18 protein-coding genes are annotated in these 19765 nt (G+C 59.5%); 12 read left to right on the top strand and 6 right to left on the bottom strand.

Annotated elements, in window-relative coordinates; translation table 11 throughout:
- Nucleotides 1–39: 39 nt before the first annotated feature.
- Complete coding sequence (uspG, locus tag RRF55_RS25455) at nt 40–468, top strand: universal stress protein UspG (protein WP_002894401.1); 429 nt, start codon at nt 40–42, stop codon at nt 466–468.
- Between the two features lie 76 nt (nt 469–544).
- On the opposite strand, the gene ahpF is transcribed toward uspG, so the two are convergent.
- Together ahpF and ahpC are read right to left on the bottom strand one after the other, a co-directional pair.
- Nucleotides 545–2110, bottom strand: a complete 1566-nt coding sequence (gene ahpF / locus RRF55_RS25450; protein WP_002894398.1) for an alkyl hydroperoxide reductase subunit F — start codon at nt 2108–2110, stop codon at nt 545–547.
- A 187-nt stretch (nt 2111–2297) separates the two neighbouring features.
- Nucleotides 2298–2861, bottom strand: a complete 564-nt coding sequence (ahpC, locus tag RRF55_RS25445) for an alkyl hydroperoxide reductase subunit C (protein WP_002894394.1) — start codon at nt 2859–2861, stop codon at nt 2298–2300.
- A gap of 411 nt (nt 2862–3272) precedes the next feature.
- Between ahpC and dsbG the strand changes: the two genes are divergently transcribed.
- From dsbG to RRF55_RS25425, 4 genes are all read left to right on the top strand, one after another.
- Nucleotides 3273–4022, top strand: coding sequence for a thiol:disulfide interchange protein DsbG (gene dsbG / locus RRF55_RS25440; RefSeq protein ID WP_002894375.1), 750 nt, complete (start codon nt 3273–3275; stop codon nt 4020–4022).
- 180 nt (nt 4023–4202) lie between these two features.
- Entirely contained in the window at nt 4203–5135 is a 933-nt protein-coding gene (gene citR / locus RRF55_RS25435; RefSeq protein ID WP_002894372.1) for a DNA-binding transcriptional repressor CitR, read from the top strand.
- A gap of 110 nt (nt 5136–5245) precedes the next feature.
- Nucleotides 5246–6469 (top strand): phosphoadenosine phosphosulfate reductase, encoded by a 1224-nt coding sequence (locus tag RRF55_RS25430; protein WP_002894369.1) that lies wholly within the window; start codon nt 5246–5248, stop codon nt 6467–6469.
- Nucleotides 6454–7080 (top strand): IbrB-like domain-containing protein, encoded by a 627-nt coding sequence (locus RRF55_RS25425; protein WP_004212613.1) that lies wholly within the window; start codon nt 6454–6456, stop codon nt 7078–7080. The genes RRF55_RS25430 and RRF55_RS25425 overlap by 16 nt, the downstream gene beginning before the upstream one ends.
- Here RRF55_RS25425 and RRF55_RS25420 read toward each other — a convergent pair whose 3' ends face one another.
- Nucleotides 7081–8226, bottom strand: coding sequence for a pyridoxal phosphate-dependent aminotransferase (locus RRF55_RS25420; RefSeq protein ID WP_072198433.1), 1146 nt, complete (start codon nt 8224–8226; stop codon nt 7081–7083). It lies immediately after the preceding gene.
- Nucleotides 8227–8367: 141 nt separating this feature from the next.
- Between RRF55_RS25420 and mtnC the strand changes: the two genes are divergently transcribed.
- Together mtnC and RRF55_RS25410 are read left to right on the top strand one after the other, a co-directional pair.
- Entirely contained in the window at nt 8368–9057 is a 690-nt protein-coding gene (gene mtnC, locus RRF55_RS25415) for an acireductone synthase (protein ID WP_004179015.1), read from the top strand.
- The gene (locus RRF55_RS25410) at nt 9054–9596 is read left to right on the top strand and encodes a 1,2-dihydroxy-3-keto-5-methylthiopentene dioxygenase (RefSeq protein ID WP_004183390.1); all 543 of its coding nucleotides are present in this window, start codon (nt 9054–9056) and stop codon (nt 9594–9596) included. The genes mtnC and RRF55_RS25410 overlap by 4 nt, the downstream gene beginning before the upstream one ends.
- A 107-nt stretch (nt 9597–9703) precedes the next feature.
- Here RRF55_RS25410 and RRF55_RS25405 read toward each other — a convergent pair whose 3' ends face one another.
- The gene (locus RRF55_RS25405; protein ID WP_023316571.1) at nt 9704–12013 is read right to left on the bottom strand and encodes a molybdopterin-dependent oxidoreductase; all 2310 of its coding nucleotides are present in this window, start codon (nt 12011–12013) and stop codon (nt 9704–9706) included.
- A gap of 408 nt (nt 12014–12421) precedes the next feature.
- On the opposite strand from RRF55_RS25405, the gene RRF55_RS25400 reads away from it, so the two are divergent.
- From RRF55_RS25400 to RRF55_RS25380, 5 genes are read left to right on the top strand one after another with little or no spacing between them, the layout of a single operon-like run.
- The gene (locus RRF55_RS25400; protein WP_002894353.1) at nt 12422–13402 is read left to right on the top strand and encodes a sugar ABC transporter substrate-binding protein; all 981 of its coding nucleotides are present in this window, start codon (nt 12422–12424) and stop codon (nt 13400–13402) included.
- A gap of 44 nt (nt 13403–13446) precedes the next feature.
- Nucleotides 13447–14949, top strand: coding sequence for a sugar ABC transporter ATP-binding protein (locus tag RRF55_RS25395; protein ID WP_165452884.1), 1503 nt, complete (start codon nt 13447–13449; stop codon nt 14947–14949).
- Nucleotides 14946–15935 carry an ABC transporter permease gene (locus RRF55_RS25390; RefSeq protein WP_004147555.1) on the top strand — a complete coding sequence of 330 codons (990 nt, stop codon included), beginning with the start codon at nt 14946–14948 and terminating at the stop codon, nt 15933–15935. The genes RRF55_RS25395 and RRF55_RS25390 overlap by 4 nt, the downstream gene beginning before the upstream one ends.
- A complete protein-coding gene (locus RRF55_RS25385; RefSeq protein ID WP_042939150.1) occupies nt 15932–16936 on the top strand; it encodes an ABC transporter permease in 1005 nt (334 codons plus the stop codon). The genes RRF55_RS25390 and RRF55_RS25385 overlap by 4 nt, the downstream gene beginning before the upstream one ends.
- Nucleotides 16937–16947: 11 nt before the next feature.
- Nucleotides 16948–17889: a carbohydrate kinase family protein gene (locus RRF55_RS25380; RefSeq protein ID WP_080830899.1), complete on the top strand. Its 942-nt coding sequence runs from the start codon at nt 16948–16950 to the stop codon at nt 17887–17889.
- 42 nt (nt 17890–17931) lie between these two features.
- On the opposite strand, the gene RRF55_RS25375 is transcribed toward RRF55_RS25380, so the two are convergent.
- On the bottom strand, nt 17932–18960 hold the full coding sequence (locus RRF55_RS25375) for a 2-hydroxyacid dehydrogenase (protein ID WP_032414669.1): 1029 nt from the start codon (nt 18958–18960) through the stop codon (nt 17932–17934).
- A partial coding sequence (locus RRF55_RS25370; RefSeq protein ID WP_032458709.1) for an FGGY-family carbohydrate kinase occupies nt 18957–19765 on the bottom strand: 809 nt, incomplete at its 5' end. The genes RRF55_RS25370 and RRF55_RS25375, both read right to left, overlap by 4 nt.

Here is a 19765-nt window from a genome sequence, read left to right as displayed (position 1 = left end):
TATGTTGATATAGACGCAAACGAACAAGGAGGATTGCATATGTATAAGACTATCATTATGCCGGTTGATGTCTTTGAGATGGCGCTGAGCGATAAAGCCGTCCGGCACGCGGAGTTTCTGGCCCAGCAGGACGGGGTGATCCATCTGCTCCACGTCTTACCGGGTTCCGCGAGCTTTACCATGAGCCGTTTTACCGCCGACCTGCGGCGGTTTGAGGAACATCTGCAGCATGAGGCGGAGACTCGCCTGCAGACGATGGTCAGCCACTTCAGCATTGACCCGTCTCGTATCAAGCTACATGTCCGTTTTGGCAGCGTGCGCGATATGGTCAACGAGCTGGCCAGCGAAATTAACGCCGACGTGGTAGTTATTGGCTCACGCAATCCCTCCATCAGTACCCACCTGCTCGGCTCCAATGCCTCAAGCGTGATCCGCCATGCCCATATCCCGGTAATGGTCGTCAGGTAAGAATGACGAAAAGAGTATAAAAAAAGAGGCTACCCAGGGGTAGCCTCTTTGTTATGCAGGTCTATTGTCTGACTTGTTATGCGGTTTTCGTGCGGATCAGGTAGTCGAAAGCGCTCAGCGACGCTTTTGCCCCTTCCCCTGCCGCGATAATAATCTGTTTGTACGGCACGGTGGTGCAATCGCCCGCGGCGAACACGCCTTTGACGTTGGTTTCGCACTTCGCATCGATGATGATCTCGCCCATGCGGTTGCGCTCAACGGCGCCTTCCAGCCAGGTGGTGTTAGGCAGCAGGCCAATCTGGACGAAGATCCCCGCCAGCGCGATATGATGCTCATCGCCGCTCACCCGGTCACGATACTGCAGGCCGGTGACTTTGCTGCCATCGCCTTTCACTTCCGTGGTCTGCGCATTAAGAATGATGTCGACATTCTTCAGGCTGCGGACTTTATCCTGCAACACCTGGTCGGCTTTCATCTCTGGGGCAAACTCCAGCAGGGTCACATGCTCTACGACGCCCGCCAGGTCAATGGCGGCTTCCACGCCGGAGTTCCCGCCGCCGATTACCGCTACGCGTTTGCCCTTAAACAGCGGACCATCGCAGTGAGGGCAGTAGGTCACGCCCTTGGTGCGATACTGATCTTCGCCCGGCACGTTCATATTGCGCCATTTCGCCCCGGTGGCGATGATGACGCTACGCGCCTTGAGCACCGCGCCGGAGGCGGTTTCGATCTGATGCAGGCCGCCCTCTGTCGCCGCCGGCGTCAGTTTGGTCGCGCTCTGGGAGTCGATCACGTCGACGTTATAGTCATTGACGTGCGCTTTCAGCGCGCCTGCCAACTTCTGGCCTTCGGTTTTCGGCACCGAAATATAGTTTTCGATATCCACGGTATCCAGCACCTGACCGCCGAAGCGTTCGCCCATCAGGCCGGTACGAATCCCTTTACGTGCAGAGTAGACCGCCGCCGCCGCGCCGGACGGGCCGGAGCCAACGATCAGTACATCGTAAGCGTCACGCTGATTCAGCTCTTCCGCTGCGCGTTTTTCCGCACCGGTATCCACTTTGGCGACGATTTCAGTCAGCGTCATCCGTCCCTGACCAAACTCCTGACCGTTCATGAACACCGCTGGCACGCCCATGACGTTACGCTCGGTGATCTCATTCTGGAAGGTCCCGCCGTCAATCGCCGTGTGTTTGATGCGCGGGTTGAGCACCGCCATCAGGTTCAGGGCCTGGACCACATCCGGGCAGTTATGACAGGAGAGCGAATAGTAGGTTTCGAATTCGAAATCGCCATCAATATCGCGGATCTGCTCCAGCAGCGACTGGGCCTCTTTCGACGGATGACCGCCGGTCCACAGCAGCGCCAGCACCAGCGAGGTAAACTCGTGGCCCAGCGGCGAGCCCGCAAAACGCGGCCCCTGGTCGGAACCTGGGTTAGTAATCAGGAACGAGGGCTTACGTACCGCGAGCGTGTTGTCTTCTTTAAAGGTGACTTTGTCTGACAGTTCAGCGATTTCAGCCAACAGTTCCTTGATTTCTGCCGATTTAGCGCTGTCATCCAGCGTGGCAATCAGCTCAACAGGCTTGGTCAGCTTCTCAAGGTAGGCCTTGAGCTGGGTTTTCATGTTGGTGTCGAGCATTGTTATCTCCTGGGCTTAAAACATCATCATGCAAGCTGCCTCGTCAGGCTGCCTGAATGCGCTTGCATCATGGTGTTGGAATAAAATGGGCGCGAAAGCGCCCATTGATTGCCGGGTGGCACGCCGTTTACCCGACCTACGATCTTGTAGGCCCGTGCAAGCGTAGCGCCGCCGGGCACAAACAGACTTAGATCTTACCAACCAGATCTAAAGAAGGAGCCAGCGTCGCTTCGCCTTCTTTCCATTTCGCCGGGCAGACTTCGCCTGGGTGAGAAGCAACGTACTGCGCCGCTTTGATTTTACGCAGCAGGTCAGACGCATCACGGCCGATACCTTCAGCGGTAACTTCGATCGCCTGGATGATACCCTGCGGGTCAACGACGAAGGTAGCGCGGTCAGCCAGACCTTCATCTTCACGCATGTTGTCGAAGTTACGGGTCAGGGCGCCAGTCGGGTCGCCGATCATCGCATATTTGATTTTGGCGATGGTTTCAGAGCTGCTGTGCCACGCTTTGTGGGTGAAGTGGGTATCGGTAGACACAGAGTAAACGTCTACGCCCAGCTTCTGCAGTTCTTCGTAATGGTCAGCCACGTCGCCCAGTTCGGTCGGGCAGACGAAGGTGAAGTCAGCCGGATAGAAGAAGAAGACGCTCCAGCGGCCTTCGGTGTCTTTCTCGGTGACTTCGATGAATTCACCATTTTTGAATGCCTGGTTTTTGAACGGTTTGATTTTGGTGTTAATTAAGGACATCTATACTTCCTCCGTGTTTTCGTTGAGGTCTAAGTTAACGAATTTTTCCTGACCCGACCAATGCGTTTACATTATCGAATCAATAAGCGTTATCTAACAACCGGAACAAGACAACTCTGTGAACCTGTCGACGCGTTCAGCGCTAATCGCTGTTTTTCGCATCATTTGCCGCGACAAAAGTAAAAAGGCCACCTTTTCAGGCGGCCCCGTTACCTGAAATACCCGAGGGTAGGTTCAGCGCCAGTCAGACTGGCTATGTGTTGCGCTCTACATTACCTTAATGTAACAGCATCCAGGATTACATCACCCACGCCAGCAAAGGGCAATCCGTCATTCTGCTGATCTTGCCTATGACTGTGATAGGTTCGACAATCGTTTTGCCCTTTCCTGCTGATTTTACAAGGAATACTTATGTTAAAGCGTCTGCTGTTACTCAGCCTTTTGCCGTTATGCAGCCATGCGGAGGAACTCCCCGCTCCGGTAAAAGCGATTGAAAAACAGGGCATTACCATTATAAAACCCTTTGAGGCGCCGGGGGGAATGAAAGGCTGGCTGGGCAAATACCAGGACATGGGGGTCGCCATCTACCTAACGCCGGATGGTAAACACGCGATCTCCGGCTATATGTATGATGAGAACGGCAGTAACCTCAGCGAGCAGCTGTTTCAGAAAGAACTCTATACCCCGGCGGGACAAGAGATGTGGAAGAAGATGGCCAGCGCCCACTGGCTGCAGGATGGTCGCAAGGACGCCCCTATCGTGCTGTATGTCTTTGCCGATCCCTTCTGTCCCTACTGCAAGCAGTTCTGGCAGCAATCCCGCCCCTGGGTAGAGGCCGGTAAAGTGCAGATCCGCACTCTGCTGGTGGGGGTGATTAAGCCGGAGAGCCCGGCCACCGCCGCGGCGATTCTCGCCAGCAGCGATCCGGCGAAAACCTGGCATGATTACGAGCAATCGAATGGGAAAATGGCTCTGACGATCCCGAAAGCAATTCCGCCGGAGAAAATGAAAATGCTCAACGTCAACCAGCAGCTGATGGACGATCTGGGAGCCAACGTGACGCCGGCGATTTATTATATGAATAAAGATAATATGCTGCAGCAGGTGGTCGGCCTACCGGATAAAGAGAAACTGCATATTATGATGGGTGAAAAAGAGTAATTCCATCCCGCAATGGCGCCTGGCGGAAGCGACCGCTGGCGCCACCGTCGACGATAAGATATATTAAGCAGAACTTAACTGTATTTGCCAATAGTTAAATTCACACCGCAAATATTAAGCCACAAAACATTATCATTAAGAATATTATAATCCGCACCGGTAATAAACAGGACTGCATTAATGGCAAACCTTTACGATCTGAAAAAGTTCGATTTGAATTTATTGGTTATTTTCGAATGTATCTATCAACATTTGAGCATCAGCAAAGCGGCGGCGATGTTATTTATCACCCCCTCAGCGGTGAGTCAGTCGTTGCAGCGTCTGCGCCAGCAGTTAAACGATCCGCTATTTGTTCGTGTTGGCAAAGGAATGACACCCACCACCGCCTGCGTCAATCTTCATTATCATCTACAGCAAAATCTGGAGCAGCTGGAAAAAACCATCAATCTTAATAATCGCTCAGAACTGCGTAAACGTATTGTGATATATGGCCCCCCGCTGTTCTGTTCAGTCAATAGCCACGTTATGATTAACCAGCTCTGTCATCAGGCGAACTTGCAAATTGAGCACCATAACCTGACCACCACCGAATCGGCTGAGGAGCTGCTGGCGTATCGCCAGGCGGACCTGGTGTTCACCCGCATGCCCATTACTAACCGCGCCACGATCTGTCAGCCCTATCAGACGGTGCAGACGCTGGCGGTTTGCCGGGCGGGCCATCCGCGACGCGAAACGCTTACCTCGGTAGAGTCACTGGCACAGGAGTTTTTCACTCACTATATTACCAACGATCCCGTTATTCAGCGCGTGCAGCAAAGCAGCATCGCCTGGCTGAATCCGCGCAATATTGCCTTTCGCAGCGACTCTTTTATGACCATTCTTAACATGATTAATAAAACCGACTTAATTGGCTTTTTGCCTTCCTATTTATATGACTTTATCTCACCCACTATGCAGCTTCACGCCATCAACATAGATAATCTTTTTCCGGATATCACGATCTACATTAATTACCACCATGCATCTTCGCAAAATCATTTTTTAACTGAATTAATCACCATATTAATGAATGATCGAGAGGCATCACGGCCCAAATTTAATCACAGCGAATAACGCCCTTCTGTTCCCCCGCTGCCAGAAACAATAATCGACCATTAATTTCCTACCCCTCATCGTTTATACTGAGCTAACGGGAATTTTCTACTATTAAAGGATTAATGGTCATGTCGTTTATTAAATATCCCTTACCGGAATCGGTGCTGCAAGCAACTGAGCAGCGGATCCAGTGGGTCATGGATAATTTTTCGCGCATCTGTGTCTCTTTTTCCGGGGGAAAAGACTCCACCGTTATGCTGCATTTAACCGCCCAGGCGGCGCGGTTACAGGGGAAAAAAATCTGCGTGTTGTTTATTGACTGGGAAGCGCAGTTCTCCTGCACCATCGCCCACTGTGAAAAACTGCGTGCGCTGTATGCGGATGTCATCGAAACCTTTTACTGGGTCGCCCTGCCGCTCACCACCCAAAATGCCCTGACGCAGTATAAGCCGCAATGGCAATGCTGGGAGCCCGGAACCGAGTGGGTACGCCAGCCGCCGCCCTGGGCCATTACCCACCCGGGCTATTTTTCATTTTATCAACCCGGAATGAGCTTTGAAGCCTTCGTCAGCCACTTCGCCGAGTGGTTTTCGCAGCGTCGTCCCGCCGCCGTACTGGTGGGCATTCGCGCCGACGAATCGCTAAATCGCTTTATGACGATTTCTTCACAGCGTAAACAGCGCTTCGCCGACGATAAACCATGGACCACTTCAGCGCCGGGCGGCCATGCCTGGTACATCTACCCGCTCTATGACTGGAAAACCGCCGATATCTGGACCTGGTTTGCCAAAAGCGGCGAGCCCTATAACCCATTGTACGATCTGATGTATCAGGCCGGGGTGCCGCTGCGCTATATGCGCATTTGCGAACCGTTTGGTCCCGAGCAGCGCCAGGGGCTGTGGCTGTATCACGTGCTGGAACCTGAGCGCTGGGCCGCGATGTGCCAGCGAGTGAGCGGCGCGCACAGCGGCGGGGTCTATGCCGGGCATGATAATCAGTTCTACGGTCATCGGAAAATCGACAAGCCCGACCACCTGACGTGGAAAAGCTACGCCCTGTTCCTGCTCGACAGCATGCCGGAAACCACCGCCGAGCACTACCGCAATAAAATCGCCGTCTACCTGCGCTGGTACCAGAAAAAAGGTATGGAGGATATTCCGGATACCCAACCTGCGGACATTGGCACCAAAGATATCCCATCCTGGCGGCGAGTCTGCAAAGTACTGCTCAATAACGATTACTGGTGCCGTCAGCTTTCGTTTAGCCCAACCAAAAGCAGCCACTATCAGCGCTACCGTAAACGCATGGAAAAACATCGCCAACAATGGGGGATATTATGCAACAACAACTGACGCAGGCGCTGGAAGCTTACCTGCAAAAGCTGGATGACGAGGCGCGCATTGAGGCTATCAACGCGTTTCGCCAGGTGCTCCACCACTACAGCCCCTTCCGCTCGCAGCCCGTCGACTGCGTGCTGTGGGTCAAACAGGAGCTGGTCGCCCCCAACGATTACAACCCGAATAACGTGGCGCCGCCGGAGAAGCGTCTGCTGCAAACGTCGCTGGAGGCCGACGGCTTTACCCAGCCGGTCGTCGTCATCCAGCAACGCCCACAGGCGTATACGATTGTCGATGGTTTTCACCGCCATGAGCTGGCCTGCAGCAAAGCCGCGCTGAAAAAAACGCTAAAAGGCTATTTGCCGGTGACCTGCCTGACGAGTGAAGCTGCCTCGCGTGACGGGCTGATGGCAGCGACCATACGCCATAACCGGGCGCGCGGTCGCCACCAAATCCACGCCATGTCAGAGATCGTCCGCGAGCTGACCCGGCTCGGCTGGACGCCGCAGAAAATCGGCAAAGAGCTGGGGATGGATGCCGATGAAGTGCTGCGTCTGAAGCAAATTAGCGGCCTGACAGAGATGTTCGCCGGCCGCCAGTTCTCCCAGGCGTGGACGATTAAGTAACTACAGCTGGCACAAACGCGTCGCCGCAGCCAGCAGAGTCGCCGGCTGTTTGGCGAAGCACAAGCGGATCAGCTTGTGCGGGAACGGATCGGCGCAGAAGACGGAGAGCGGGATCGCCGCTACCCCGACTTCTGTCGTCAGCCAGCGGCAGAAGCTGACATCGTCAAGATCGGAGATGGCGCTGTAGTCCGCCAGCAGGAAATAGGTCCCTTCACAGGGCAGGATTTCCAGCCGGCTTGGGCGCAGCGCTTCAATAAACAGATCGCGACGTTCCCGATAAAACGCCGGCAGCTCACGATAATGCTCCGGCGCTTCGCGCAGCATGTCGGCGATCGCCAGCTGCGCCGGGGTATTCACCGAGAAGGTCAGATACTGGTGCACCTTGCGCAGTTCGGCGCTGATGGCCGCCGGGGCCACGCAGTAGCCGACCTTCCAGCCGGTCATATGAAAGGTTTTGCCAAACGAAGAGACCGCCACCGCCCGCTCGCGCAGCTGTGGATGCGCCAGTACGCTGGTGTGGCCGCCCTCAGCAAAGCAGATATGCTCATAGACTTCATCGCTCAGGACATAGATCTCGCGTTCGGCGATCGCCTGCCACAGGGCGGCAAAATCCTCGCGCTGCCAGACGGTGGCCGAAGGGTTGTGCGGGGTGTTGAGGATCACCAGCCGGGTTTTCTCGCTCAGGGCGGCGGCAAATTGCCGCCAGTCGACGCGAAAATGCGGCGGCTGCAGCGCAATACGACGTAACTCGCCGCCGGCCAGCGCCACCGCAGGGGCGTAGCTGTCATAGCTGGGATCGAAACAGATCACCTCGTCGCCGCGGCGCACCAGGGCGGTGATCGCCGCATACAGGGCCTCCGTCGCGCCGGCGGTGACCGTGATCTCGCTGTTAACGTCGGGCTGGTAACCATACAGCTCCGCCGTCTTCCCGGCGATCGCCTCGCGCAGCGCCGGCACGCCGGTCATCGGGGCGTACTGATTCGCCCCCTGCGCCACGTGGTACGCCAGACGCTCCTGCAGATAGCGCGGGCCGTCAAAATCGGGAAAGCCCTGGGACAGGTTTATGGCCTGATGCTGCTGGGCCAGGGCGCTCATCTGGGTAAAAATCGTGGTGCCGAGCGCAGGAAGTTTACTCTCTGGAATCAAGGGGTTATTGTTCATTCTTTTTATACCGATTGTAATGCTGTTGTTGAAGCCACTATAACACGATGTTAATATTTGGCAATCAAGACGCTTAGACGTCTAAATGCTAATGTTATTCCACGCTACGCCCACTCTGGAGAAACCATGATCCGCGCCATCGTGACCGACATAGAAGGCACCACCAGCGATATCCGCTTTGTGCATAACGTGCTGTTCCCCTACGCCCGCGAACGACTGGCCGGCTTTGTGACCGCTCAGCAGCACGCTGAACCGGTCAAAACCATTCTCGACAACCTGCGCCGCGAAACAGACGCCCCCGCCGCCAGCACCGCCGACCTTATCACTACCCTCTTCGCCTTTATGGATGAAGACCGTAAATCCACGGCGCTGAAGGCGCTGCAGGGGATCATCTGGCGTGACGGCTATCTCAACGGCGACTTTACCGGCCATCTCTACCCGGACGTACTGCCGGCGCTGGAGCAATGGAAAGCGCAGGGTATTGATCTGTATGTATATTCCTCAGGTTCCGTGGCTGCGCAGAAATTGTTATTTGGCTACAGCGATGAAGGTGATATTACTCATCTGTTCACGGGCTATTTCGATACCCTGGTAGGCGCCAAACGTGAGGTGCAGTCCTACCGTAACATTGCTGAACACCTGGGCCATGCCCCTGGCACCATCCTGTTCCTGTCGGATATCCATCAGGAACTTGATGCCGCCGAGGCCGCGGGTTTGCGCACTGTGCAACTGGTTCGCGGCGACCGCGACCCGGCGAGCCACCATCCTCAGGTTCAGCGTTTTGACGACATTCATCCGGAGCAGATCCCAGCATGAGCGCATTAACTCTTTTTTCCGTGACCGATCCGCAAACGCCGGTCTGGCACAGCACCGACGCCAGCGCGATTCAGGCGCAGCTTAACGCCAAAGGCGTCCGCTTCGAGCGCTGGCAGGCCGACCGCGACCTCGGCGCAAATCCCAGCCCGGAAACGGTGATTGCCGCCTATCAGCATGCGATTGATAAACTGGTCGCCGAAAAGGGCTACCAGAGCTGGGACGTCATCAGCCTGCGCGCCGATAACCCGCAAAAAGAGGCGCTGCGGGAAAAGTTCCTGAACGAGCACACCCATGGCGAAGACGAGGTGCGGTTTTTTGTCGAGGGCGCTGGCCTGTTTTGCCTGCACATTGGCGACGAGGTGTTCCAGGTGCTGTGCGAAAAGAACGATCTGATTTCGGTTCCCGCCCACACTCCGCACTGGTTTGATATGGGATCAGAACCGAACTTCACCGCCATTCGCATTTTTGATAACCCGGAAGGCTGGATCGCCCAGTTTACCGGCGACGATATCGCCAGCGCCTACCCGCGGCTGGCGTAACGTCAAACTGTCGTCAGTCTAAAACCGCCAGGCGCGGGCTTTGCCGGAGGCGGCGCATACCGCGCCTTCTCCGGGCTACCCGCCCCGCCGCCGGCGAGCGACAACGCCTAAACTTCAATAAACTTCGGCGGATCAAAGGCAGTGATCGGCGGCAGCTCCTCTCGCCACGGGGCGATCTCCACCCAGCAGCTCTGGGCGCTACAGCCCTGTCCCAGGCGCGAACTGCCGCGATCCTCGGTTAATACGTTGGGATTACCGTGCTTATCGAGCGACCGTTCTTCCTTCGGATCCAGCGGGTCATACCAGGCGCCGGTGGACATCTGTACCACGCCGGGCAAAATCTGCTCGCTCAGGTGCACCCCCGCCAGAATCGCCCCGCGGTCGTTATAGACTTTCACCACGCTGCCTTCGCGGATATCCCTTGCCTGCGCATCGCTCGGATGCATCCACAGCGGCTCGCGTCCCTGAACTTTCGTCGCCCGGCTGACGCTGCCGTGGTCGTACTGACTGTGCAGGCGGGCGCGCGGCTGGCTGGAGAGCAGATGAAGCGGCCAGCGCGCCGCCTCCTGCCGCTGGCGGGCGGCCTCCTGTTCATCCCACCACGGATGGCCAGGGCATTCGCGATAGCCAAACCCGGCGACGGTGGCGGAAAAGAGTTCAATTTTGCCGGAGGGGGTGGAGAGCGGATAGCGCTGCGGATCGGCGCGAAAATCGGCGAGAAAAATTTGCGGCCGCTCCGGCGCGCTGTATTCCAGCACCCCTTGCTGCCAGAAGTCATCGAACGAGGGCAGCGCAATACCCTCCTCCTGCGCCCGCGGTCTTGACTCCTCATAGAGATGACGTAGCCACTGCCCGGCGTCACGCCCTTCGCTGAACGCTTCCCCGAAGCCCAGCCGCCCGGCCAGATCGCAGAAAATAGCGTAATCGTCACGCGCCTCGCCCACCGGCGGGATCTGCGCGCTCATGGCGATCATAAACCCGTCGTGACCGCCGCTGCCGATATCCTCTCGCTCCAGCGAGGTGGTGGCCGGCAGAACGATATCGGAGAATTTGGCCTGCGCGGTCCAGTACTGCTCATGCACCACCACCGTCTCCGGGCGGCGCCAGGCCTCGCACAGTCGGTTGATGTCCTGATGATGATGAAACGCATTGCCTCCCGCCCAGTAGACTAAACGGATATCGGGATAGCGCCGCTGCTGGCCGTCGAACTCATAGGTTTCTCCCGGGTGCAGCAGCATATCGGACAGCCGCGCCACCGGGATAACGCTGTCCACCGCATTCTCTCCGGCGGGTAAGCGCGGGCCGGAAAACGCTTTTCGCACCGCGCCCGCCAGGTTGGTGCAGGCGTAGCCAAACCCGAGGCCGCCGCCCGGGGTGCCGAGCTGTCCCAGCAGCGCGGTCAGGGCCACCGTCGCCCAGTAGGCCTGCTCCCCTTGACGGGCGCGCTGGATAGACCAGGAGATATTCACCATCGTCCGGTGGCGGGCCATCTCCCGCGCCAGGTCGGCGATGCGCTGGGCGTCCAGGCCGGTAATCGCCGCCGCCCACGCCGGGGTTTTCGCTACGCCATCGTGCTCGCCCAACAGATAAGCGCAGTAAGGGGCAAACCCGACGGTATGGCTGGCAACAAACGCCTGGTCGTAGAGAGACTCAGCGATCAGCACATAGCTCAGGGCCAGCAGCAGTGCGGTATCGGTACCCGGCCGAATGGCCAGCCACTCGGCGTCGGGCACCGCGCTGAGGTCATTGCGCACCGGACTGATATTGATAAACCGGGTGCCGTTGGCCTGCATCTTATCCAGCCAGTACTGGAGCATATGGTCATTGGCGCCGCCGCCGTTGACCTGGGCATTGCGCAGCGGCAGTCCGCCGATGGCGACAAACAGCTGACACTCCCGGGCCAGCTCGGAAAAATGGGTATGCTGCCGGTGTAGCGGGCTCAGCGGCCCGAGAATATGCGGCAGAATACGCTCGCCCGCGGCGCTGCTATAGGTATTGGTGCTGGCGGTGTACCCGCCAAAGCCCTTGAGAAACCGGTGCAGCTGGCTCTGCGCATGGTGAAAGCGTCCAGCGCTGGCCCAGCCGTAGGAGCCGCCGTAGATCGCCTCATTGCCGCAGCGCGCCTTGACCGAGCGCAGCTCGCGCGCCAGCAGGTCCAGGGCCACCTCCCAGCTGACTTCGACAAAGGGCTCTTTACCTCGCCCTTCTCGTGACGCCGGCCCGTGCTGGAGATAGCCGGCGCGCACCGCCGGACGGCGAATGCGCGTTTGGCTGGTCACCGCGTCGGGGAGCGACTGGCCGATGCGTGAGGGATTTTTATCCCAGGGCACCGGCTTAACCGCCACGATCTCGCCCTCACGGCTCTCCACCTGCCAGGTTCCCCAGTGCATCACCGTATAATTATGCTGTTTCTTCATAGCGCCCGCGTTCTTCTCAGCTTAAGGTTCATTATAATAAAGCGGGGAAATAGGGTAATAATCCTTACCCGGCCAGACATTGCTCTGCTAAAAAAAGCTTTAGCCCGCGCAATCTTCTTTTTTTCTCTGTAGACGCCGTATTTCCCATGCACTCACAATATTAAGAAAATTGTCTTTATCCGCTAAATAAACACGGAATAAGTCAAAAATAAAACCACAAAATAAAAAGGTCTATCCGCCATCATGAAATATTTTCAGGTTCCTCATGACAAAATAAACTTTTTCTCTGACGTTTCTGCGATATAACATTCCTGGCATAACTTAGACTTATTTTGTATTTGAGGTGGCGAGGTGCTTCTTGTCATGCTACCGGTCCGCAACCACCTTCATCACAGGATCATAATAACAATGTCGCAGAAAAGAAAATTATTGCCTGCCGCGCTGGGACTGCTTTCCCTTGCCTCGCTGAGCGTCGCTGCCGCAGACGCCCTCTCCTTACAGGGAAAAACCATTGGCGTTGCCGTGGTCGGCACTCAGCATTTCTGGGATCGCGAGGCCTTTAAAGGCGCGACAGAGGAGGTGGAGAAACTGGGGGGCAAAGTCATTGGCGTCGATGGCGGTCGCGATAATCAGGTGCATGCCAATAACCACGATATTTTACTGTCACGCAAGGTGGACGCGGTAATTAGTATACTCGGCGATAGCGCCGTCGAACCAAAATTTAAAGCATTGCGTGATGCCGGTATCCCGGTATTTACCGTAGATCATGTTTCTCAATATTCGGTCAACAATACCACTTCCGATAACTACACCTTAGGCTCAACCATCGGCCGCTACATGGCGGATGAATTAGGCGGCAAAGGCAACGTCGCCGTATTTAACGCATTCTCCAGCGCGCTGCGTATTTGCGGAATTCGCTACGATCAGTGGAAATATGTCCTTAAGGATTATCCGGATATTCATATTATCCAGCCCGAACTCGCGGAACAGTTTGCCAACTCGCCGGAAGACGCGCGCAAGAAAACCCTCGAATTACTCAGCCAGTATCCGAAAGGCAAACTGGACGCCATCCATGTCGCCTGCTGGGATCAACCGGCCATCGGCATCGTCCAGGCGCTGGAAGAGACCGGTCGCGATAAAGACGTGAAAGTGACGGCCATCGACGCCGGTCCGGAGACCCTGGAGATCATGGCGGAGCCCGGCAGCCCGTTCGTGGCTAACGTCGCGCAGCAGCCGCATCTGATCGGCCAGACCTCGGCTGACAACGTGGCCCGCTACTTTGCCGGCCAGAAACTACCGGTGCAAACCTTTATTCCGGTGGTTCCGGTGAAAGGTCCGCAGGAAGCGAAAGCGGTGTATAAACAGTTGGGATACGGCGAGCTGCAGTGATTAATCAACATCCAGGCGGGGAACGCCCCGCCGCTGGTCTGGTCATGGAGCAGATCGGTAAACGTTTTGCCAGCGTCACCGCGCTTAATGCGGTTACCCTGCGCCTCAATCCGGGGGAGATTCATGGCCTGATTGGCGAGAACGGCGCCGGTAAATCGACGCTGATCAAGATCCTCGCCGGTGTCTATCAGGCCGACAGCGGCAGCGCCACCCTCGACGGTCACCCGCTGCCCCTCGGCAATCCGGCAGCCATCGAAGCCGCCGGCATCCGCGTTATCCACCAGGAGTTGAACCTGATCCCGCACTTTACCGTCGCGGAATCGGTGTTTCTGGGCCAGGAGTATCGCACCCGCTGGGGGGCGCTGGATCGCCGACGGATGAAGGCCGCCACGGCGCAATTTTTCCAGCAAAACTGGCAGCTGGCTCTCGACCCCGAACGGCTGGTGCGCGACCTGAGCCTGGCCGAGCGCAAGCTGGTGCAGATTGCCCGCGCGCTGATCGACGGCGCGGCGCGGCTGGTAGTGTTCGACGAGCCCACCGCCCCCCTGGAGGCGCAGGAGGCCAGTCTGGTCTCCTCCGCTATCCTGCGCCTGCGCGACCAGGGCATTGCCATTCTGTATATTTCCCACTACCTCAATGAGATAGCCACCCTCTGCGACCGCGGCACCGTGCTGCGCAACGGGGAAGTGGTCGGCTACCCGGACCGCGACCTGCTGCAGAATACCGAAGCGCTGATCGCCATGATGGTCGGCCGGGAAATCGACCAGCTGTATACTCCGCGCCAGCGCCCGGCGGCAGACAATGGGGCGACCCCGTTGCTCTCGGTGCGCCAGCTGAGCGACGGGCGGCAGCTGCAGGATCTTTCTTTTGATATTCAGCCGGGCGAAATCGTCGGCGTCGCCGGCCTGCTGGGCGCCGGACGCGATGTGCTGGTCGACTTACTCTACGGCTTACGCCCGGCGGAACGCGGCACCATCCACCTCGAGGGCCGGCCGCGGCGCATTCGTACGCCGAAGCAGGCGATCCGCGCCGGCATGGCGCTGGTGCCACGCGACCGCCGCCATCAGGGGCTGATCCTGCCCTTCACCACCGCCGACAATATTAATCTCGCCTCGCTGCCGGAGACCGCCACCTTTGGCTGGGAGCGGCGGGGTGTCGCCGAGCAGAAAGCGCGCGACTGGATAGAACAGCTGGCAATCCGCCCGGGACGCCCGGGGCTGCCGGTACGCTACATGAGCGGCGGCAACCAGCAAAAAGCGATCCTCGCCCGCTGGCTGGGGACCGATGCCCGGCTGTTTATTCTCGATGAACCCACCCTGGGGGTCGATATCGGCGCCCGCCGGGATATTTATCAACGTACGCGCCAGCTGGCCGATCAAGGACGGGCGGTGCTGGTCTCCTCCAGCGACGCCCCCGAACTGCTCGGACTATGCGACCGGATCCTGGTCCTCTGGCGCGGCGCGCTGGCGGCCAATCTGCCCACCCGCGGGCTAACGCTGGACGCCCTACTGGTGGCGATCAACGGCGGACAGGAGCCTTCACCATGAGTACTGCTATCCAGCGTCGCGGCCGTCCGGGCCTGGCGACGCTGATTGAAAAATTTCCCCTGATCCTGTTTCTGGCGCTGCTGGTATGGCTGAGCGTACAGTCGCCCTACTTTCTCAGCTGGCAAAATATCAGCCTGATGCTGGTCCAGAGCGTTCCGCTGGCAATCCTTTGTTTCGGCCTGGTCTGCGTTATCGCCGTGGGCGGAGATGACGTGGTCTCCGGCGGCATCGACCTCTCCCTGCCGGCGACGGCGGTGCTCGGCGTCGCGCTGCTCAGCCTCGGGCTGGCCGAATGGCACACGCCGTATCTCCTGCTGCTGGCGCTACTGGCGGCGGTTTGCCTGCTGTGCGGGGCGATCAACGGCTTGCTGGTGCTGGCGGCCGGCCTGCCGCCGCTGCTGGCCACCCTCTCGACCTCGGTGGCGTTTACCGGCCTGACAGATCTGTTGACCGGCCAGCGGCGCATCGCGGTCAGCGATCCGCTGATGGTCGCCTTTCGCGACAACAGCGTGCTGGGCCTGCCCTGGCCGCTGGTCTACCTGCTGGGGGTGTTTATCCTGTTCCAGTTCCTGCTCCACCACTCCCGCTTCGGCCAGCATGTGCAGGCGGTGGGCGGCAACCGCGATATGGCGCAGATGAGCGGCCTGAACGTGCGCCGCTTGACCCTGCTGGTCTGGCTGTTAGCGGGCATTGCCGCCGGGCTGGCTATTCTGCCGCTGCTCAGCCAGGGCTCCGGCAGCTCCAGCGGGACGGCCACGCCGCTGCTGCTGGAGACCGTGCTGGCGACCTTTATCGGCGCCGCCTTCTCGCGCCGTCGGGTGGTCACCATCTGGGGGGCGCTGCTGGGGGCAATCCTGGTCAACGCCCTCTCTAACGGGCTCGGCCTGCTGGGGGTCAATATCTTCTGGATGGGCGCCATTAAAGGCGGCCTGATCCTGGTGGTGCTGGCGGCCTCGGCGGTCAGACACAAAGGAGGCGAGGCATGAGTCAAATCACCCTGAAAACCTCTGCGTCGGCGGAACAGACGGCCAGCAGCCCGCTGGCCTGGCTGTCGCGGGCCGGATTTGGCGTCATCATCCTGCTGGCCATCGCCCTGTTTGGCTGGGCGAATCCGGTATTTTTAACCGTGGATAACTGGGCCAACCTGCTGCAGGGCAGCGCGATCCTGCTGATTGTGGCGATGGCGATGACCCTGATCGTCAGCGCCGGGGCGATTGATCTGTCGGTGGGCGTCGCGCTCGATTTCGGCGCCGCCTTCGCCCTCGTCGCCCTGAAAACCTGGCATCTGCCGTGGCAGGCCGCGGTGGGCTGCGCTCTGCTCGGCGGCGTGCTGATTGGCCTGCTCAATGCCTTTCTGATCCTCATCTGCCGGATCCGCCCCTTCCTCGCCACGCTCGGCACCTGGTTTATCGCCAGCAGCGCCGAGCGCATCTATACCGACGGCGGCGGCGCGATAGCCTATCGGCGGATGGCTCCGGAGTATCACGACCTGGCGGTGGGCAACCTTGGTGGGCTCCCCACGCCGGTAGCGATCGTGCTGGCGCTGTGGCTGGCGGCCTGGCTGGTTACCGAGCGCACCCTGTGGGGCAAATATGTCCGCGCCATCGGTCAGAACAGCGAAGCGGCGCGTATCGCCGGGATCCGCGATCGCCTGACCATGCTCGGCGTGCTGGTGGCCGCCTCGGCGCTCTGCGCCGTCGGCGGGGTGATCCTCTCCGCCAACCTGCGGCAGTTTACCCCGCTGGCCGGGCAGTCTTACCTGATGGACGCCATTGCGGCAGTATTTATCGGCACTGCCTTTACCCGTCTGGGCCGGGTCAGCATCCTCGGCACCCTCGGCGGCGTGCTGTTCCTTGCCATTATTGATAACGGCCTGAACCTGATGGGGCTCAATTATCTGGTGAAGGACGCGCTGGTCGGCGTGATTCTGGTGGTGGCCCTCGCCCTATCCTTCTGGCAGGCGCGCCTGCGCCAAACGCATCGCTAAACGGGAGAACGATGGCAACCTTTGACGCCGTATTTGTCGGCCTGACTATTCTGGATATTGCCGGGCGCCCGGTGGTGGCGATCCCGCCGCGCGGCGGCGTCGCCTTTATTGAGCAAATTCGTCTCAACCCCGCCGGCACCGCCGCCGGGGCTAATATCAACGCCGCGAAGCTCGGGATCCGCACCGCAGCGGTGGCCTGCCTGGGCGAAGATGAAAAGGCCGACTTTATCCTCGCCAGCTATGCCCGGCTGGGCATCGACTGCTCGCTTATCCAGCGCACCGCGCTGAAGGAGACCTCGGCGACGATCCTGCCGATTCGCCCCAACGGCGAACGTCCGGCCCTGCACTGCCGGGGCGCGTCTGACGCCCTGTTTGTCAGTGAAGCGGAATTTGACGCCGTCCTTGACTGTCGTTTCCTGCATCACGGCGGGACCGGGCTGCTGGCGGCAATGGACCAGGGACAGAGCGCGCGGCTGTTGCAGGCGGCCAAAGCGCGCGGAGTCACCACCAGCTTTGACCTTATCGCCCCGAATGAAGAGACCCTCGAACTACTGCGGCCCCTGTTGCCGTCGGTGGATTATTTCATGCCTTCGCTGGAGGAAGCCGCCTTTCTCTCCGGAGAGACGCAGCCGGAGGCCATCGGCCGCTTCTTCCTGGCGCTCGGCGTGGGCACCTGCATTCTGAAAGACGGCGAGAACGGCTCCTGGCTTATCGGCCGCGATGGCGGGCCGCAGCATATTGCGCCGTGGCCGGTCGAGGCGGTGGATACCACCGGCTGCGGCGACAGCTACTGCGGCGGGTTTATTGCCGCACTGGCGCGCGGACTCAGCGTGAAAGCAGCGTGTGACGTCGCCTCGGCGGTGGCCGCGCTGGTGGCGACCGGGATGGGATCGGATGCCGGGGTAGTGGACTGGGAACAGGCCCAGGCTTTTATGGCGGCCCATCGCCCCTGACGATGGACCCGCGCCGCTGCAGAATGCGGCGGCGCAAGCGGCTTAACGCCACTGGTACAGCAGCGGCTCCCCGGCGACATAGCGCTGAAGATCGGCGGCAATCATCGCCGTGTGTTTGGCGATACTCTCCCGGGTGGCTCCGGCGATATGCGGCGTGATAATCACGTTATCGAACTCGATGACAAAAGGATGATCGCGCCACAGCGGTTCGCGGTGATAGACATCCAGCGCCGCGCCGCCCAGCGGGCCGTGGCGCAGGGCATCAATCAGCGCTGCCTCGTCGACCACCGCCGCGCGAGAGGTATTGATCAGCAGCGCGCCGGGCTTCATGCTGTTTAACAGCGCGGCATTCACCAGCCCGTCGCTGTGCGGCCCGCTGCTCAGGTGCAGGCTGACGATATCCGCCTCGCGGAACAGCGCCTCCAGGGTCGTTTTCTGTAGCCCTGGCTCATTGATATCCTCTGCGGCGACGAACGGATCCACCACCAACACCGCCATGCCGAACGCCCGGGCGATACGCGCCACCCGGCGGCCAATGTTGCCATACCCCACCAGCCCCAGCGTTTTATTGCGCAGTTCACTGCCTTTAAACACTTCATAGGGGCTTTCCGGGCTCACGTCCCAGACCACATCCCGCCGCAGACCCTGCTGAGTGGTGGCGGCGGCATTGTCAGCCTGCGTGAATTCCCCCCGCTTCAGCGCCGCATGGGATTGCGGAATATGGCGCGCCAGGCTGAGCATCAGGCCAAGCGTCAGCTCCGCGGCGGCATCGGCATTGCGCCCCGGGGTGTAGAGCACCCGGATGCCGCGCGCCTGGGCGGCCTGGGTATCAATATTCACCGGATTCGCGCGGGTGCAGGCGATCACCTGCAGGCGCGGACAGGCGGCCATTACCGCGTCCGTCACCTCATCATAGCTGGTCACCAGCACCTCGGCGTCGTGGGCCAGCTCAATCAGCTGACCGGCGCTGAGTTTCGGTTTGCCCAGCGCCCACCCCTCCACCAGCAGCTCGCCCAGCTGGTGGAAGGCGCTAAGGTCGCCAGCATGCTCGGCGGTAAAAACGATTTTCATGGTTGTAGGTCCTGAGAAAGAGGTTGAAGGGCGGCCTGTCTGGCCTGCCATACCGGCAGCATCTGCTCGCGCAGCAGGCGGTAAACGGGATACAGCGCCGCGTAGCGGGCATGCGCCTGAGGGCGCGGCTGATAGCGGGTCTGCGCCAGCGGAGGCGTCTCGGCCAGCGCCGCGACGCTACGGGCCGCCAGGATCGCCGCGCCGCGCGCGCTCAGTTCGTTAAAGGCGCTGGAGACCACCGTGCGTCCGGTACAGTCGGCGATAATCTGCAGCCAGGTCGCCGAGGCTGCGCCGCCGCCGGTCAGATACAGCTCGCCGCCCTGCGGATAACCCTGCAGCGCATCGACAATGGCGAAGGCCAGGCCTTCAAACACCGCGCGCTGCAGTTGGGCGCGGGTGGTGTGCGGGCTAATGCCGAAAAAGCCGGCCCGCGCGTCCGGGCTGTAAAACGGCGCACGTTCGCCATTGAGGTACGGCTGCCAGAAGACGCCGCCGCTGCCTGGCTCCACCGCCGCGATCGCCTGCTCCAGGCGCCCCAGATCGGCGTCCAGCGAAATATGCTGCTGCAGCCAGTCAATGTTTGGCGTACCGGCCTGCATCGGAAACAGGGAGATCACCTGTCCGGCTTCGGTATGGGTGACAAAGCGCGTCGCCTCGTTCACCGTCTGCGGGCCGCGGCAGACGATCCCGGTGCAGCAGGTGGTGCCGAGGATCGTGTAGATATCCCCTTCGTTGACCGCGCCGCAGCCCAGCGCGGCGCTACAGACATCCAGCGCCCCGGCGGCCACCGGCGTCGCGGCGGGCA

The sequence above is a fragment of the Klebsiella sp. K47 genome, from assembly GCF_051858335.1.
Taxonomy (GTDB): Bacteria; Pseudomonadota; Gammaproteobacteria; order Enterobacterales; family Enterobacteriaceae; genus Klebsiella; species Klebsiella pneumoniae.
This window is presented reverse-complemented; position numbering and strand designations above follow the sequence as displayed.